The 16515-nt window shown below is 60.4% G+C and carries 15 protein-coding genes; 3 read left to right on the top strand and 12 right to left on the bottom strand.

The window, feature by feature from the left end; genetic code table 11:
* Position 1: 1 nt before the first annotated feature.
* From B9Z47_RS05950 to yjgA, 5 genes are all read right to left on the bottom strand, one after another.
* On the bottom strand, positions 2 to 1237 hold the full coding sequence (locus tag B9Z47_RS05950) for an ABC transporter substrate-binding protein (protein WP_108330334.1): 1236 nt from the start codon (positions 1235 to 1237) through the stop codon (positions 2 to 4).
* 25 nt (positions 1238 to 1262) lie between these two features.
* Positions 1263 to 1910, bottom strand: a complete 648-nt coding sequence (locus B9Z47_RS05945) for a Crp/Fnr family transcriptional regulator (RefSeq protein WP_233253675.1) — start codon at positions 1908 to 1910, stop codon at positions 1263 to 1265.
* Positions 1911 to 2152: 242 nt separating this feature from the next.
* Positions 2153 to 4675: an RNA polymerase sigma factor RpoD gene (gene rpoD, locus B9Z47_RS05940; RefSeq protein ID WP_233253674.1), complete on the bottom strand. Its 2523-nt coding sequence runs from the start codon at positions 4673 to 4675 to the stop codon at positions 2153 to 2155.
* Between the two features lie 403 nt (positions 4676 to 5078).
* Positions 5079 to 5687, bottom strand: coding sequence for a molybdopterin adenylyltransferase (gene mog / locus B9Z47_RS05935; RefSeq protein WP_108330332.1), 609 nt, complete (start codon positions 5685 to 5687; stop codon positions 5079 to 5081).
* Positions 5680 to 6336 (bottom strand): ribosome biogenesis factor YjgA, encoded by a 657-nt coding sequence (gene yjgA, locus B9Z47_RS05930; protein WP_108330331.1) that lies wholly within the window; start codon positions 6334 to 6336, stop codon positions 5680 to 5682. The genes mog and yjgA overlap by 8 nt, the downstream gene beginning before the upstream one ends.
* On the opposite strand from yjgA, the gene pmbA reads away from it, so the two are divergent.
* Together pmbA and B9Z47_RS05920 are read left to right on the top strand one after the other, a co-directional pair.
* Positions 6335 to 7861 (top strand): metalloprotease PmbA, encoded by a 1527-nt coding sequence (gene pmbA / locus B9Z47_RS05925; protein WP_233253673.1) that lies wholly within the window; start codon positions 6335 to 6337, stop codon positions 7859 to 7861. The genes yjgA and pmbA overlap by 2 nt on opposite strands.
* Positions 7862 to 7874: 13 nt before the next feature.
* The gene (locus tag B9Z47_RS05920) at positions 7875 to 8765 is read left to right on the top strand and encodes a DMT family transporter (RefSeq protein ID WP_108330330.1); all 891 of its coding nucleotides are present in this window, start codon (positions 7875 to 7877) and stop codon (positions 8763 to 8765) included.
* Positions 8766 to 8849: 84 nt separating this feature from the next.
* On the opposite strand, the gene B9Z47_RS05915 is transcribed toward B9Z47_RS05920, so the two are convergent.
* Together B9Z47_RS05915 and rpsU are read right to left on the bottom strand one after the other, a co-directional pair.
* The gene (locus B9Z47_RS05915; protein WP_108330329.1) at positions 8850 to 9296 is read right to left on the bottom strand and encodes a GatB/YqeY domain-containing protein; all 447 of its coding nucleotides are present in this window, start codon (positions 9294 to 9296) and stop codon (positions 8850 to 8852) included.
* A gap of 110 nt (positions 9297 to 9406) precedes the next feature.
* Positions 9407 to 9619: a 30S ribosomal protein S21 gene (gene rpsU / locus B9Z47_RS05910; RefSeq protein WP_019428257.1), complete on the bottom strand. Its 213-nt coding sequence runs from the start codon at positions 9617 to 9619 to the stop codon at positions 9407 to 9409.
* Positions 9620 to 9924: 305 nt separating this feature from the next.
* On the opposite strand from rpsU, the gene B9Z47_RS05905 reads away from it, so the two are divergent.
* Positions 9925 to 12180: a patatin-like phospholipase family protein gene (locus tag B9Z47_RS05905; RefSeq protein WP_158271628.1), complete on the top strand. Its 2256-nt coding sequence runs from the start codon at positions 9925 to 9927 to the stop codon at positions 12178 to 12180.
* Between the two features lie 295 nt (positions 12181 to 12475).
* On the opposite strand, the gene B9Z47_RS05900 is transcribed toward B9Z47_RS05905, so the two are convergent.
* From B9Z47_RS05900 to ybiB, 5 genes are all read right to left on the bottom strand, one after another.
* The gene (locus B9Z47_RS05900; protein WP_108330327.1) at positions 12476 to 12655 is read right to left on the bottom strand and encodes an addiction module protein; all 180 of its coding nucleotides are present in this window, start codon (positions 12653 to 12655) and stop codon (positions 12476 to 12478) included.
* A 171-nt stretch (positions 12656 to 12826) separates the two neighbouring features.
* Entirely contained in the window at positions 12827 to 14065 is a 1239-nt protein-coding gene (locus B9Z47_RS05895; protein ID WP_108330326.1) for an NAD(P)/FAD-dependent oxidoreductase, read from the bottom strand.
* 116 nt (positions 14066 to 14181) lie between these two features.
* Positions 14182 to 14610: a YidB family protein gene (locus B9Z47_RS05890; RefSeq protein WP_108330325.1), complete on the bottom strand. Its 429-nt coding sequence runs from the start codon at positions 14608 to 14610 to the stop codon at positions 14182 to 14184.
* 115 nt (positions 14611 to 14725) lie between these two features.
* Positions 14726 to 15574 (bottom strand): uroporphyrinogen-III C-methyltransferase, encoded by an 849-nt coding sequence (gene cobA / locus B9Z47_RS05885; protein WP_108330324.1) that lies wholly within the window; start codon positions 15572 to 15574, stop codon positions 14726 to 14728.
* Positions 15571 to 16479, bottom strand: coding sequence for a DNA-binding protein YbiB (ybiB, locus tag B9Z47_RS05880; protein WP_108330323.1), 909 nt, complete (start codon positions 16477 to 16479; stop codon positions 15571 to 15573). The genes cobA and ybiB overlap by 4 nt, the downstream gene beginning before the upstream one ends.
* Positions 16480 to 16515: the final 36 nt, after the last annotated feature.

Below are 16515 nucleotides of genomic sequence, written 5' to 3'. Positions count from 1 at the left end.
GTCAGTCTTGCGGAATCAGCTGCCCGGTGGGGGTGAGCTTGACAAACAAGACTTGCGATTTGTCCAGTGCATCGTGGCGCTGACTGGTAAACGGCCGGGCGTAATGACGCACAGCGCCATGGAAGGCGGGAAGCCGCTCCAGTGCATTGCGGATTTGGCGGGGGTCGGTGGACTGACCCAGCTTCAGGGCGCTGGCCAACAGGTGCACCGTGTCGTAGGCATGGGCGGCCCCCACAGGGCTGGGAATGTCGCTGCTGGATTTCAGCTCGGTGTTTTTCAAAATCCAGTCGGCCAAATATTGGGCGCGGGGTCTTTTGTTGCGGATGAAACTGAAGGTCTGGATGAAGTCGATCCGCACCAAGGGCAATTCCGCCGTGGCCAGTTCATGCAAGGTGCCGCCCGCAGCCCCCCAATGCGACACCACAGGCAAGCGCAGGTTCGGGGGCTGCGCTGCAATTTCCTTGATCATGACGGCGGCTTCTTTTTCATTGCCGACCAGCAGCAGGCCCTGTGTCCGCGAATCCAGGCAGGCTTGGTAGTGCACTTTGAGCGAGGCATCGCCCCAGTTGTACCAGCGCACGACGGGGAAACGGATGTGGTTGGAGACCGATTTTTCCTGGATGACGCGTTCGGCCGAGCGGCCCCAGGCGGTGTTGGGCAAGATGGCGCAGGCTTGCCGAGCGCTGTATTTGGAGGACAGGCGCTTCATCATGGCTTCGACACCCCAGGCGTCCTTGAGTGACACGCGAAACGTGTACGAGGGGGTTTGGTCATGGTCCGTGATCGGGTCTGCAGAACCCCAGACGCTGATCAAGGGGACTTGAAGCCGCTGGGCCTCAGGCAACATTTCGACAATCACGGGGCTGTATTTGCCCCCCAGCACCGCGATCAGATCTTTGGTTCCGGCCAGCTCAATGAAGTTGTCCTTGCCCCGCGCCGTCAGACCTTTGTTGTCGGTGGTCAGCAGTTTCAGGGGGCGGCCGTTGAGCACGCCACCTGCGGCGTTGATCTCTTCCATGGCGGCTTTGATGCCCCATTCAATGGCGGTGGCCGAGGTGTTGGTTTTCAGGCCGTAAGCGTCGTCAAAACCAATCCACACGGGGGGTGGGTTGGCCGGTTCAGGGCCGGACTGTGCCAGTGCTTGAAACATGCCTGCGCTGAGCAAGCAGGCCAGGCCGTGCCGGGCGCGAATGGTCAGGATGCGCTCGGGGTGGTGTACGGGGGTGTGGTGGTTCATCGTTCGCGTTCTGCGCAGGGAACACTCAATGTTTGGCGATGGGATTCATGATCCGGTAACACTCGCAAGCGCGGGCTTGCAGTTGGGGTCGGTTCAGAACGTGCAGTTGTCCGCGTGAGACTTCGATCAAGCCTTCATGGCTCAACCTGCCCGCGCTCAGGGTGACCGATTCTCTGCGGATGCCCAGCACGTCCGCGATTTCCTGGTGGGTGACTTGCAGTGTCTGTCCCTGGGTTTTGTCCAGCGTGTTCAGGATCCAGCGCACGATTTGTTGCTCATTGCTGTGTTTGCTGCTGCAGACGCTGGGCATGGCAATTTGCAAGATCATTTGCCGTGTGGCGGCCATCCAGATTTTCAGAAATGCGCGGTCCTGCGCCAGTTCGGACTGGAAGATGGGCAGGGGCAACTTGTAGGCAAAACCCGAAAATTTGACCCGCGCACGGCTGAAATTCTGATTGCTGCCCATGACACCGCTGCCCACCATGCCCTCTTTGCCCACCCAGGCGATGTCTGCACTGGAACCGTCGGAGATGTCAATTTGCAAGGCGATGATGGTGGTTACGGGAAAGTAGGCGAACTGGATCAACTCTTGGGGTCTGAAGATCAGTTGTCCCGCTTCCAGGCAGCTCAGTTGCAGATGGGGTAAAAGAATTTCGCATTTTTCACTGCTCAACTGCGAAATAAGTACATTGCACGCGGGGTTCATTGTTTTTTATTCTTTCGTTGATTTTGTATTAATTGTAAATATTAGGCGTGATTTTATTGTGCGATAACGAACATATAAATTTTTAATTCATATTTTTTGCTTAAAGATTTACTGAGACCAGATGGCGTTGACCTGGGCCGCGACCAAAGAAAAAGCCTCCCGACTTCGCAGTCGGGAGGCTTTTTGCTGTGAGCGGCTGCTGAGCCGGCTTACATCGTGTCGATGAAGCTGCGCAGCTTGTCGGAGCGGCTGGGGTGCTTGAGCTTGCGCAGCGCCTTGGCTTCGATCTGGCGGATGCGTTCGCGGGTCACGTCGAACTGCTTGCCCACTTCTTCCAGCGTGTGGTCGGTCGACATTTCGATGCCGAAACGCATGCGCAGCACTTTGGCTTCGCGTGGCGTGAGGCTGTCGAGGATGTCCTTGACCACATCGCGCAGACCGGCCTGCAGGGCCGCGTCCATGGGGGCGGTGTGCGTGCTGTCTTCAATGAAGTCGCCCAGGTGGCTGTCGTCGTCGTCACCGATCGGCGTTTCCATGGAGATCGGCTCTTTGGCGATCTTCATGATCTTGCGGATCTTGTCTTCTGGGATTTCCATCTTCTCGGCCAGGATGGAGGCATCGGGCTCGAAGCCGAATTCCTGCAAGTGCTGGCGCGAGATGCGGTTCATCTTGTTGATGGTCTCGATCATGTGCACCGGAATGCGGATCGTGCGGGCCTGGTCCGCAATGGAGCGGGTGATGGCCTGGCGAATCCACCAGGTGGCGTAGGTCGAGAACTTGTAGCCCCGGCGGTATTCGAACTTGTCCACCGCCTTCATCAAGCCGATGTTGCCTTCCTGGATCAAATCGAGGAACTGCAGGCCGCGGTTGGTGTACTTTTTGGCGATCGAGATCACCAGGCGCAAGTTGGCCTCGATCATCTCTTTCTTGGCGTCGCGGCTGGCACGCTCGCCCGCGTTCATGCGTTTGTTGATGTCTTTGAGCTCATCAAGGGGCACCACCACCTGCGATTGCAGGTCCATCAGCTTTTGCTGCAGGTCTTGCACGGGCGGGATGTTGCGGCCCATGACGGCGCTCCAGCTCTTGCCAGCGGCGGCCTGCTTTTCAATCCATTTCAGGTTGAGCAGCTGGGATTCGACGCGCTTGCCGTTTTTGTCACGGCCGCTGAATTCGGCAATGAACTGCTCTTGCGGGTAGCCGCATTTGTCCACAATGATGCGGCGCAGTTCGCGCTCTTTCTTGCGCACATCGTCCACCTGGCCGCGCACCATGTCGCACAGCTTTTCAATGGTCTTGGCCGTAAAGCGGATGGTCATCAGCTCTTCCGACAGGGCGGTTTGCACCTTGTTGTAAGCGGGCGTGCCCCAGCCTTCCTTGTCGTAGACCTTGTGCACTTTTTCGAAGTACTCGGTGATGCGGTCAAAACGCTCTAGCGCCTGGTTCTTCAGCTCTTCGAGCTTCTTGGTCAGGGCCTTGGAGCCGCCTTTGCCGTCGTCGTCATCGGCTTCGTCGAATTCGTCGAAGTCTTCTTCGGCCACGTAGTCGTCGGCTTCGTTCAGGTTGGCGAAACCGTCCACCACGGTGGAGATGACGACCTTGCCTTCACGGATTTCGTTGGCCATGCGCAAGATTTCGGCGATGGTGGCAGGCGATGCGCTGATCGCGGCCATCATGTCCATCAAGCCGCCTTCGATGCGCTTGGCGATTTCGATTTCGCCCTCGCGGGTCAGCAGTTCCACGGTGCCCATTTCGCGCATGTACATGCGCACCGGGTCGGTGGTGCGGCCGAATTCGCTGTCCACGGTGGACAGGGCGGCTTCGGCGGCTTCTTCGGCTTCCTCTTCGGTAGAGCCGGTGGGTGCGTTGTCCGTGATGATCAGGCTTTCGGCGTCGGGCGTTTGCTCGTACACCGCCACACCCAGGTCGTTCAGGGTGGCGATCACCACTTCCAGGGTTTCGGCATCGACCAGCTTGTCGGGCAGGTGGTCGCTGATTTCACCGTTGGTGAGGTAGCCACGGGTCTTGCCCAGCTTGATCAGGGCTTTGAGGCGGTCGCGGCGCTGCTTCATTTCTGCTTCGGTCAGGACGGTTTCGTCCAGACCAAATTCCTTCATCAAGGCACGTTCTTTCGCCTTGCTGATCTTCATGCGCAGGGGCTTGACCTTTTCTGCAGTCTCGGAGCCTGGCTCGGCAATCGGTTCCGCTTCGAGCTCGTCTTCGATGTCGCTCAAATCATCGTCCATGCTCGGCTCGGCGATGCTGCCTTTTTTCTTGGGGCCGCGCTTGGCGCCCGTGGATTTGGCGGGCGCTTTTTTGGCGGCAGGCTTTTTGTCTTCTGCCGGGGCAGCGGCTTTGGCTGCTTTGGCGGTTTTCTTCACTTCCACGTCACCCGCAGCTTCTTTGGCTTTGACGACGGTTTTTTTCTCGATGGCTTCGGATTTATTGGCTGGCACGGAGGCGGCTTTCTTCACAGACTTGGCGGAGGTGTCCGGGGCTGGCGTGGCTTTGACCTGGGGCACTGCATCCTTGGCAGCCACTTTGCCTGCCGTTTTGGCGGGTGTTTTGGCGGCCGTGGGCGTGGACACCTTGGCAGGTGTTTTCACAGGCGTTTTGACTGAGGCCTTGCTCTTCGCGACGGGCGCGTTGGCTTGGTCTGCAGCCTGGGTGGTCTTGGCTACGGTTTTGGATTTGGCTGGGGCCTGAGCAGGCTTCTTCGGCTTTTGAGCGGGCATGGACACCTCGGGACACAAAAAGGAACAAGGAAACAGACACAGTCAGCGCCAAATACATCCCGGCGCGGGCGTGGGTTAAGGCACAGATCAGAACCTTATGTAGGAATCCAATCTGCAAAGGCAAGAGGGTGGGCGAACATTTGGAGTGCAGTCCTTGCGGAACGGTGACCTGCCCGCATGGGGGCGTCGCTTGGATGGCGTTGGTCGGGCCGGAGGTGCTGCTGTCGCGCTTGCCGAAAAAATCGGATTATACCCGAAAAGGGTGGCCCGGTCAGAGGCAGGGCTGTCGGCAAGAGGCTTTGGCCGAGGCCCTGAACGTTGCAAGTGCAGCCGTAGCCGTAGCCGCCTGCCTGTATGGCACAGTTTTTGTAATGAACTTGAGCCCCGACACGAGAGTCAGGCGTCAGCGAGGCGGGCGGATTGCGGTTTTGGGCCGGAAGGCCTTGCAGACCTCGTCCTTGGTTTCCATGTAGGGGCCGCCAATCAAATCGACGCAATAGGGCACGGCCGCAAAAATGCCGTGTACCACCGGTTTACCGTCGGCGTCCTTCAGGCCTTCCAGGGTCTCGGCAATCGACTTGGGCTGGCCGGGCAGGTTGATGATCAGGCTTTGGCACCGAATGACGGCCACTTGGCGCGACAAAATGGCTGTGGGCACAAATTTCAGGCTGATCTGACGCATTTGCTCGCCAAAGCCGGGCATTTCCTTGTCGGCCACGGCCAGTGTGGCCTCGGGCGTCACGTCGCGCAGGGCAGGGCCTGTGCCGCCGGTGGTCAGCACCAGGCTGCAACCGGCGTCGACCAATTCGATCAGGGTGGCGCTGATGCGGTCCTTTTCGTCCGGAATCAGGCGCGGCTCAAATGTGATGGGGTTGTGCAGGGCTTTGGTGAGCCACTCTTGCAGTGCGGGCAGGCCTTTGTCTTCGTACACGCCGGTGCTGGCGCGGTCGCTGATGGACACGATGCCGATCTTGATCGGGTCAAAAGGGATCGTAGCGTTGGATTCACTCATCTTCGGTCTCGTCGGGGGTGTTGTCGCTTTCGCCGCCGGTGAGGATGCTGCGCACCAGTTTGAACAGTTCGCGGTAAGCACGGCCCTGGCGTGGGGCCAGGCCTTGCGAGACTGCCGCGTTGGTGACCGGCACCGCGTCCTTGCGGGCCTGGCGCACCAAGGCGCGCAGTTGCTGGATGTCGGTTTGCGGGTAATGCGCAATCCATTCGCCCACGGCGGCATCGTCTGCGATCAGGCGGTCACGCCAGGTTTCGGCCAGGTGCAGGGCTTGCGTGTCCTTGGCGCTGCCCAGGCGCTGAATATCCAGCGCTTCGCGCACGGCTTGGAGGGTTTCGGGGCTGAGCAGGCGCATTTGTTTGCCGATGAACTGCATCTGGCGGCGCTTGCCTTCAAAGTTGGTGATGCGCTTGGCTTCGGCCAGGCCGTCCACCAGTTTGTCGGGCAAGGCCAGGCCCTCCATGAGGTCTTTGCGCAGCGTGAGCAAGGCGGTGCCGAGTTCTTGCAGTTCGGTGCTTTCGCGCTTGAGTTCAGTGCGGCTGGGGCCGTCGAGGCCGCCTTTGAGCTCGCGCTTGTACTCCAGGTCAAGTTCGCTGCCTTCGGCAACAAATTGACCACGGACGAAATAGCCTTTTTTGGGTTTACGGGACATGACTGGGGGAACTCGTTCTCTGAGGCAGCGCAGGGGCTGGGTGGCAAGTATCATAGCGGCCACTGCGGGCCCGGCGCCCGCCATTTTTTTCGAGACCCTCTTCGTGAAAATTTCTGTGAAAAGTTCCGTGAAACAAAACGCCCCTGCCGCCGCCTCCAGCGCGCAGGCCCACGACGGTTTCAGCTACTCGCGTGACCACTTTGAAGAGCTGGTCGACATCGCCCTGAAACACGCCAAAAAGCTGGGGGCCACCAACGCGGGGGCCGAAGCGTCCGAAGGTTGTGGCCTGTCGGTCAGCGTGCGCAAGGGCGAGCTTGAAAACGTGGAGCGCAACCGCGACAAGTCGCTGGGCGTGACGGTGTACGTGGACCACCGCCGTGGCAACGCCAGCACCTCGGACTTTTCCAAAGCCGCGATCGAGCGCACGGTGCAGGCGGCTTACGACATCGCCCGCTTCACCGCAGAAGACCCGACAGCCGGTTTGCCCGACGAGGCCGACATCGAAACGAACCATCGCGATCTGGATTTGTTCCACCCTTGGGCGATCAACAGTGAAGAAGCTGCCAAGCTGGCCTTGCAGTGCGAAGCCGCAGCCATGAAAACCAGCCGCCGCATCACCAACAGCGACGGCGCGGCCGTGTCGGCCCAGCAAAGCCATTTTTTCAGCGCCCACACGCACGGTTTTCGCGGCGGCTACGCCAGCTCGCGCCACAGCATTTCGGTCGCCCCGATCGCCAAGCTGCCCGGCCGCAACGCCGAGATGCAGCGCGATGCTTGGTACACCTCGATGCGTTGCGCCGATGAGATGGCTTCGCCCGAAGCGGTGGGCCGCTATGCCGCCGAACGCGCCTTGTCGCGTCTGGGAGCCCGCAAGATCGCCACGACCGAGTGCCCGGTGCTGTTCGAGTCACCTGTGGCCGCTGGCCTGTTGGGCGGCTTTGTGCAGGCCGTGAGCGGCGGCGCGCTGTACCGCAAGAGCAGTTTCTTGCTCGACTCTTTGGGCAAGAAGGTGTTCCCGAAACACATCGACATCGAAGAAGACCCGCACTTGCTGCGTGGCAAGGGCAGTTCGCCTTTTGACGACGAAGGCGTGCGCTCGGTGCGCCGCCAAGTGGTCAAGGGAGGGCGTGTCGAGGGTTACTTTTTGAGCAGCTACTCGGCCCGCAAACTTGGCATGAAGACCACCGGCAACGCGGGGGGCTCGCACAACCTGACGCTGACTTCGCGCCTGACGCAGTCCACGGACGATTTGGACGCCATGCTGCAAAAGCTGGGCACGGGCCTGTTCGTGATCGAGCTGATGGGTCAGGGCGTGAACTACGTCACGGGCGACTATTCGCGCGGGGCCAGTGGCTTTTGGGTGGAGAACGGGCAGATTGCCTACCCGGTACACGAGATCACCATCGCGGGCAACCTGAAAGACATGCTGATGGGCATCGAGGCCGTGGGGGCGGACACCTACAACATGGGTGCCAAAACCACCGGCTCCATTTTGGTCAACCGCATGAAGCTGGCCGGCAGCTGAGGCCTGCTGCGCTGTGCAGGCTGAACTTCTGGCGGCTCTCGCCGCCTTGTCGTGGGCGGTGGGCAGTTTGTTTTCTGCTGCCGCCTCCAGCCAGATGGGGGCGTTTGCTTTCACCCGCTGGCGTTTGTTTTTTGCGCTCACCTTGCTGTGGGCGCTGGCGCTGTTCACAGGGCAGTGGCGCAGTCTGGGCAGCTCGAACATCGCCTTGCTGGCGCTGTCAGGCTTCATCGGTATTTTCATTGGCGACACCGCGCTGTTTGCCTGCATGAACCGGCTGGGGCCACGCCGCAGCGGCGTGTTGTTTGCCACGCACGCCATCTTTTCCACCTTGCTGGCCTGGCTGTTTCTGGGCGAAACCCTGTGGGGTTGGACTTTGCTGGGCGGTGGTTTGCTGGTTTCGGGCGTGATGGTGGCGATTGTCTGGGGCCGCCGCGAGAGCGAAACGCATGCTTGGGAAAATACGCGCGGCACCTTGATGACCGGGGTTTTGCTGGGCCTGTTGGCCGCCGCCTGCCAGTCGGTGGCCACCTTGATGATCAAGCCCTTGATGGCTTCAGGTGTGGATGCGGTGGCGGCGTCTGCCGTGCGCACTTCGGCCAGCTTTTTGGCGCATCTGGCGCTGCTGTGGGCTGGGGCGCAGGTGGCGCGGGTGCAAAACCCCTTGACCGCCAAAACCCTGTTCAACACCTGGGCCAGTGCGGCGGTGGCCATGGCGCTGGGCATGACCTTGATCTTGCAGGCCTTGCACACGGGGCAGGCCAATTTGGTGGGCATTTTCTCGTCGCTCACCCCCATCTTGCTGCTGCCGCTGCTGTGGGGTGTGTACCGCCGCCGCCCGGCTTGGGGGGCATGGGGTGGGGCGGTGTTGGCGGTGGCCGGGGCGGCGCTGATTTTGCAGGCTTGATTTCAAGCCCAGCTTGTCCCCGGATGCGTCTGCGGTCAGCGCGAATTGATCAAGCCAGTCGCTGCCCGCCGCGCTGACGGTGCATCAGCCCGCCAAGGCGGCTTTGACCGCTGCCGACACCTGACCCATATCGGCCTTGCCGGCCAATTGGGCTTTGACCGCACCCATCACTTTGCCCATGTCGCCGGGGCCTTTGGCACCGAGATCGGCCACGATGGCCTGCACAGCCGCAGTCACTTCTTCGGTGGACATGCGCTCGGGCAGGTAAGCCACCAAAACAGCCATTTCGGCTTTTTCCTTGTCGGCCAGGTCCTGGCGGGCGGCTTGCTCAAAAGCGGTGATCGAGTCTTTGCGCTGTTTGATCAGTTTGTCCACGATGGCCACCACGGCCACATCGTCGAGTTCGATGCGTTCGTCGACTTCCTTTTGCTTCATGGCCGACAACAGCAAGCGGATGGTGCCCAGACGCTCGGTGTCTTTGGCGCGCATCGCGGTTTTCATGTCTTCGGTGATTTGTTCTTTCAGGCTCATGAGGGGCTCCTGGGGTTTTGCAAATGTGGGGTGTAGAAACGACAAAGCCCGCCTGAGCGTCCTCCAGCGGGCTTGTTTGCAGACCTTTTCAGGCCATACAAATCAGAAGATCAATACATCTTCTTGGGCAGTTGCATGCTGCGAACGCGCTTGTAGTGACGCTTGACGGCAGCCGACTTCTTGCGCTTGCGCTCGGTCGTGGGCTTTTCGTAGAACTCGCGGGCACGCAGGTCTGTCAGCAGGCCGAGTTTTTCGATGGTGCGCTTGAAGCGACGCAGTGCAACGTCAAACGGCTCGTTTTCTTTCACGCGGATGGTGGTCATTGAATCAAATTTTCCAAAAATGTGCCGGCTGCGGAATCAAGGGAGATCGGGCCCTTGAAACCCAGTTCCGGCGGTTCCCCGTCACGAACTAGTATTTGGCAGACGGGGGTTTGCCAGCAAAGCCTCGGATTATAGCGCCTGGGGAACCGTGATGCCGGTTTTTGTGTGGCCCAAAGCACATCTTGAGCCGATGGCGACAGCCAATGCGGTGACACTCGTTGGCACCTGGCGCTGGGTTGGGGGCGAGCCCAAGGCAGACTTCCTAAAATACAAGTCCAATGCATTTCCACCAATCGATCACCCTTGTGCGTGCGCTCCTGACTCAGGTCATCGCAGCGCTTGCCTTGGGCCTGATGGCTTGTAGCGCCATGGGGCAAGATGCGCCCATCCCCCAGACCCCGAGGCCTTCGGTGGTGGTGGTGCTGGCGGGAGGGGGCGCCAAAGGCTTTGCCCATCTGGCCCTGCTGCGTCAACTGGAACAAGACCGGATTCCGGTGGCCCGCATCGTGGGCACCAGCATGGGGGCTGTTGTGGGGGGCTTGTACGCCAGTGGCATCTCCATCGATGAAATCGAGCGGGTGATTGGGGGTCTGGACCCGTCCAAAGTGGCGCTGGACCAGCTCAACCGCCTGGAGTTGCCTTCGCGTACCCGGGCTTACCAGCAGAAATACCCGGTGGAGTTGGAGTTTGGCATCAAGGACGGGGGTGTTTCCTTTGCGCGGGGTGTGAGCGATGGGCAGCGTTTTCTGAGCCTGTTGCAGGGCCTGACTGTGCATGTGCCGCCCGATGTTGATTTCAATGACTTGAAAATTCCGTTCCGTGCTGTGGCCACCCGCTACCGCGATGGCGAGATGAAGGTGTTCGCGCAAGGGGCCTTGCATCTGGCCATCCGCGCCAGCATGGCTGCACCGGCTGTCTTTGCCCCGGTCGAGGTGGATGGCGAAACCTATGTGGACGGGGGCTTGGTGGCCAATTTGCCCATTGAAGTCGCGTTGCGTGAAGGTGCTGATGTGATCGTGGCGTCTTTTTTGGGCGGAGGTGTGGACGAGGACAAGACCGCGCCGGCCAGCCACGCCCTGGTGGTGGCCAACCGGATGCTGGACATCCTGATTCGGCAAAATGAAAAGCGCAACCTGGCTTTGCTGCGCCCGCAAGATGTGTTGGTCCAGCCTTTGGTGAAGGACATCGGCTTTGCCGATTTCAACCGTGCCTCGGAAATCGTGGCGCGTGGCCAGCAGGCTTTGGCCGCCGTGCAGCCCCAACTGCAGGCTTTGCGCGCAGCATGGGCCGATCAGCCTGTGGCACAAGCTGCGACACGGCTGTCGTTTGACCAGCGGGAAAAACGCATCGTGGCGATTCAGGCGCAAGGCCACAAGGATGTGTCGGAGCGCTACATACAGACCATGTTGTCACCGATGCTGGACAAGGAGTTTTCACCCGTTCAGGCCGAACGATTGATGGATGAGCTCTACACCAGCGGTTACTTCGACCTGGTCAGCTACAGCCTGACGCAGCAGCACGGTGATCGCTACACCTTGACGGTCAAGGTCCGTGAAAAGCCTTACAGCCCCCATTTCTTCAAGACAACCATGGGTTTTTCGACGGAGGTCGATGGTGTGACGCAATTCACGGCAGGTATCGGCTACCGCAGACCCTGGGTGACCCCGTCTGGCTTGGAATTTTCGGTGGATGCCCGCATGGGCTCGCAGTCGGAACTGGGCCTGGGTTTGCACCAGCCGCTGTCTCGGGACTGGCGTTTGGAGGCCGGTGCCTCTTGGCAACGCAGTGATTTGCCTTTGTACAGATCCGCGATTTATCGCGAAGAAGCAGGCAGCCAGAAACTGGCCAATTTCAGCCAGACGATTCGCACCCTGGAGGCGCAACTGGTGTATGACCTTGATCGCCATGCGGCCATCAAGCTCGGCCGCGTCTCCAGCGGGATTCGCAGAAGTTTTGACACAGCAATGCCTGTGGGGCTCAGTGACCGCTATGTGACCGATCTTGTCAAATACAGCGCCTTCAAGGTGCAGTTTCAGGTGGATCAACTCGACTCACTGAGTTTCCCCACGCGCGGGTATTTTTGGGACAGCAGTGTGGAGCGCGGGGTCTCGGGCGCTGTGTACAGCGGTGGCCGTTTGACGGCCAAGTGGGCTCATTCGGAGGGGCCGCACAGTGTCAATCTGGGCCTTCAGCTGGCGCGTGATCGTGTCAGGCTCGACTGTGACAACTGCCGATCACCCACTCAGTTGATGCTCGGTGGCTTTCAGAACATGGGGGCTTACCGCATGGGCCAATTGGCCGGGGACCAGCTGGCGCATTTGCAAACCACCTACATGTACCGCCTGACCGACGGGGGCCTGTTCAATCAGAAAACCTATGTGGGCACCGTGCTCGAAGCGGGGGATGCCTGGTACAAGGGCGACGCGATGCGCTGGCGCTACAGCGGCACGCTGTTTGTCGCAGTGGACAGCAAGATCGGGGATATTTATCTGGGCGCTGCCAAGGGCTCTGGCGGCACGTACAACCTGTTTTTGCAGTTGGGCAGGCGCTTCAGTTTTTGACGGCAGCGTCCAAAGCTGCGATCTTGTCGATGTGGTCGATGACCGAACAATCAAAGCACGAATGCATTCCGCTGCGCTGGGCCACAGGTCCATTGCGCAGTGCCCCAAGCGTTACCGTAGCCGCCGCTATGCACGATAGCGGCCAACAGGGTGATTACCCAGGGGTTTGCATCCATCGCGCGAATGTCGCAAGGCATGCAGCACATCTGCATTCAGCCTGATTTTGAAGAGATCACTGGGCGCAGACGTTGGGGGCCTGTCCATTGCGCACCGTTTTGGCTTCGTCATGCAGCGCTTAGCGCGCAATGGTTTGTTCTTGCCCGGCGTGGAGTTTTTGCAAGCGGGCTGACAGCACTTGCTGATGCCATTCGGGAATGATGTTGAGTGCCGGTGTGTGTGCAAAGGATTGCCACAGCGCTTCCATGGCGAGCAGGCGGTCTGTGAGGGGCAGGGCCTTTAAATGGTCAAATTTCATGGTGTCCCTCGTGATGCCCGTTTGGCTGCATGCAGGTTGTGGATTCAGTTTAGCAAAGACCCAAGATTCAGTGGTTTTGTCACATGGCCAAGCTGGTGCTGTGGTCAGTTGGAACGTTTTGAGTTTTTTACACGATGCGACGTGCTTTTGTGCTGATGGGTATTTCACCCACTACGCCGAGCCGTGACGCTCAGTGGGACAGTGCAGCGCGACAGCGCACGCATGGGCACTGGCCCAGGCCCACTGGAAGTTGTAGCCGCCCAGCCAGCCGGTCACGTCGATCACCTCGCCAATGAAGTACAGCCCGGGCTGTTTGGACTCCATGGTTTGAGAAGACACGTCGCGCGTGTCCACCCCGCCGAGCGTGACCTCGGCTTTTTTGTAGCCTTCGCTGCCATTGGGGGTGAGCTGCCAGTTGGACAGGGCTTCGGCCAGTTTGTTCAGGGCCTTGTCGGGTACTTCGGCGGCGGTGCGTTGCAGGGCCGGGTCCTGGCTGACCCAGGCCTCAGCCAATCGGCTGGGTACCAGGGTGGCCAGTTCATTGCCCAGCAGTTTTTTGGAGCGCAGCTTGGCCTCTTGCAGGCGCTCGGGCAGGTTCACCTCCGGGGCCAGGTTCAGGCGAATCGGTGTGCCTTCTTGCCAATAGCTGGAGATTTGCAACACACCCGGCCCGGACAATCCCCGGTGCGTGAACAGCAGGTCTTCGTCAAAGTGCATGCGGTTTTTCTTCTCACCTGTCTCGATGCCCACAGGCAGTGCCAGCCCGGCCAGTTGGGCATAAGGTGCCCAGGCATCGCCATCAAAGGTCAGGGGCACCAGGCCGGGGCGGCGTTCCACCAAGCGCAGGCCAAACTGGCTGGCGATGCGGTAGCCCCAGTCGCTCGCACCGATTTTGGGGATGGACAAACCGCCCGTGGCCACCACCACAGAGGTGGTGTGAAGGTTGCCTTGCGTGGTTTCAAGGGTGTAGTGCGTTTTTTCTTCGGTGGGCGCCTGGACAGACTTCACACTGCAGCCCGTGCGGATGTCCACGCCGCCCGCCTCGCATTCGGCCAGCAGCATGCGGATGATGTCTTCGGCCGAGTGGTCGCAAAACAGCTGCCCCTTGTGCTTTTCATGGAAGGCGATGCCGTGTTTTTGCACCAGGTCGATGAAGTCTTGCGGCGTGTAGCGCGACAGGGCCGAGCGGCAAAAGTGCGGGTTTTGGCTGATGAAGTGCTTTTGCGGGGCCGATGCATCGAGCAATCGGTTGGTGAAGTTGCAGCGCCCGCCGCCTGAGATGCGGATTTTTTCGGCGATCTTGTCGCTGTGGTCGATCACCAGCACCTTCAGCCCGCGTTGGCCCGCCACGCCTGCGCAAAACAAACCGGCAGCCCCGGCCCCGACGATCACGACATCCCATGTATTCATGGCTGGGAAGTGTAAGGGGCAAGCTGGGTGCGCTCAGCGGCGGATCAAACCCAAATTTGGCACAAACATTTGGCACAAACGCCCCGCTGGGCGTTTGTGCTTTCAGGGTATGGGAATCAAGACTTCATGAAACCCTTGAGCAGACCCATGCCTTGAGACATCAGGTCGCCACTGGGCAGTTGACCATCGGGGGTGAGCTGGTCGACCAGGCCGGGCAATTGCTCGGACAGGGTGGAGGCCACGTCGCCCGTGGACAGGCCCATTTTGCTGGCCAGGTCTTGCAACGGGCCTTGGCCCAGCACGGACTGGATTTGCTCGGCCGAAATGGGCAAATTGGTGTTGTTCGAGATCCATGACGCCACGGTGTCACCCAGGCCGTTTTTCTGGAAAGCACTGACCAGGCCGCTGATGCCGCCCAGCTCGGGGTTGTTCAGCAAGCCTGTCAGCATTTGCATCATGTTGTTGCCGTCTGTGCTGTTGCCACCCGACAAGGCCGATGTGGCTTGTTGAACGACTTGGCCTGCGATTGAATCAAAAAGTCCCATGAATTACTCCCTTGCTCACGGTGAAAAGTACCGCGCGGCAAAGTCTAGTGGCTCCATCGTCCTGAAACGATTCCATCGACCGGAAGATGTTGGAATTTGTAATCCTACAGATGCATCACGCATGCAAGGCTGTGGGTTGCATGGGGTGCTGCCGGCTGGCCCAGGCGCGCGCGCCCTGCACCACATCACCCACCACGATCACGCTCGGGCTTAGCAGGCCTTCGCGTTGCACGGTGTCCAGCAGTTGGTCCAGCGTGGTCAGGGCTTCGCGTTGGGTGGGCAGGCTGGCGTGCTGAACGATGGCCACTGGCGTGTGGGCGGGCAGGCCTTGCAGCAAGCCCTGGCAAATGCGCGCCAGGCTGCTCACACCCATGTAGATCACCAGCGTCAGCTTGGCCTGGCGTGCCGTGTTGGCCAGTTGTGCCCAGTCGGTGCCGCTGTCACCCGGTTTCGCGTGGCCGGTCACAAACACCACGCCGTGCGCGTGCTCGCGGTGGGTCAGCGGTGCGCCCAGGCTGCTCATGCCCGCCAGGCCCGAGGTGATGCCGTTGACCACCTGCACGTCAATGCCCGCTTGGCGCAGGTGTTCGACCTCTTCGCCGCCCCGGCCAAAGATGAACGGGTCACCGCCCTTGAGGCGCACCACATGCTCGCCTTCTTGCACGGCGGTGATCATCAGCTTGTCAATGAATGCCTGTGGCGTGCTCTTGCAGCCGCCACGCTTGCCCACATGCACGATGCGGGCGTTGGGGGATGCATGGGCCAACACCTCGTCATTCACCAGGTCGTCCACCAGCAGCACGGTGGCGCTGGCAATGGCTTTGACGGCTTTGAGGGTCAGCAGCTCCGGGTCGCCCGGGCCTGCGCCGACCAGGGTGCAGCGGCCTTGGCCAGTGGCCTTGGCGGTGCGGTCATTCGCGAGCAGGGGCTCGCTCCCACGGGGGAGTTCGGGTGGGGTGTTCATGGCTTCACCTCGCGCAGGATGTTTTGGACTTGCAGCGCAATGGCTTGGGGAACAGGCAGCAGGCCTTGCAAAACATGTTCGGTGTACATGGCTGTGGCGGCTGCGTCCGTGGTGGGCAGTTCAGGCACTTGCACCAGTGAGCCCTCTTGCTGTTCCTGCACGCGCAGGGTCTGACCGTTCTTGAAAACGTCCATCGCCGGGGTGCGCCGGGCATCGGCCACGGGTTCGCCTTCGGTGCCGCGCAGCAACAGGGCGTGCTGGCCCGTCAGCGCAAACGTGGCCGACATGGACAGCAAATATTCGGGGTGCGTGTAGCTGCTCACCACCAGGGCGGGGCCCTTTTCTGAATCACAGGGGTTCATCAGTTTGACCAGGCTGTGGCCGGGGTTGCGCAGGCCCACCACGCGGCGCACGGACAGCAGACGGTCCAGCCCAGCGTGCAGCACCCCCGTGGGGATGTACTGCACTTGCCCTGCCGCCGCTTTGCCAACGTGGTCGATGGCGTTCACGCCCAGATGGGCCAACACCGCCTGACTGCTCACCCGTTTGTCTTCGGTGGCGCTGCCGTGAACCACCACCGCCACGCCTTCGCGTGCCAGCAGCAGGGCCAGCAGAGGGGTGAGCACCGGCAGCTTGCGTGCCCCGTTGTAACTGGGCAGCACCACCGTAGGCACCTGGCCCGTGTGGACCTTGTTCAGGCGCGCATGCGTGGCGTCTAGAAAACCGGCCATCTCTTCGGGCGACTCGCCCTTGATGCGCATGGCGATGCAAAACGCACCCAATTCGAGGTCGCTGACCTGCTGGTCCAGGATCAGGCCCATCAGGTCAGCTGCTTGCGCACGGCCCAGCGCCCGCGCGCCGTCTTTGCCGCGTCCGATGTCCTTGATGTAGTGGCTGATTCCCATATGAGTGATTGTGAAGGAAGTCGAATAACTGTTCGT

Source organism: Limnohabitans sp. 2KL-1 (assembly GCF_003063435.1).
Lineage (GTDB): Bacteria > Pseudomonadota > Gammaproteobacteria > Burkholderiales > Burkholderiaceae_C > Limnohabitans_A.
Note: the sequence above shows the minus strand (reverse complement) of the source record. Positions and strands in the feature narration are given on the sequence as shown.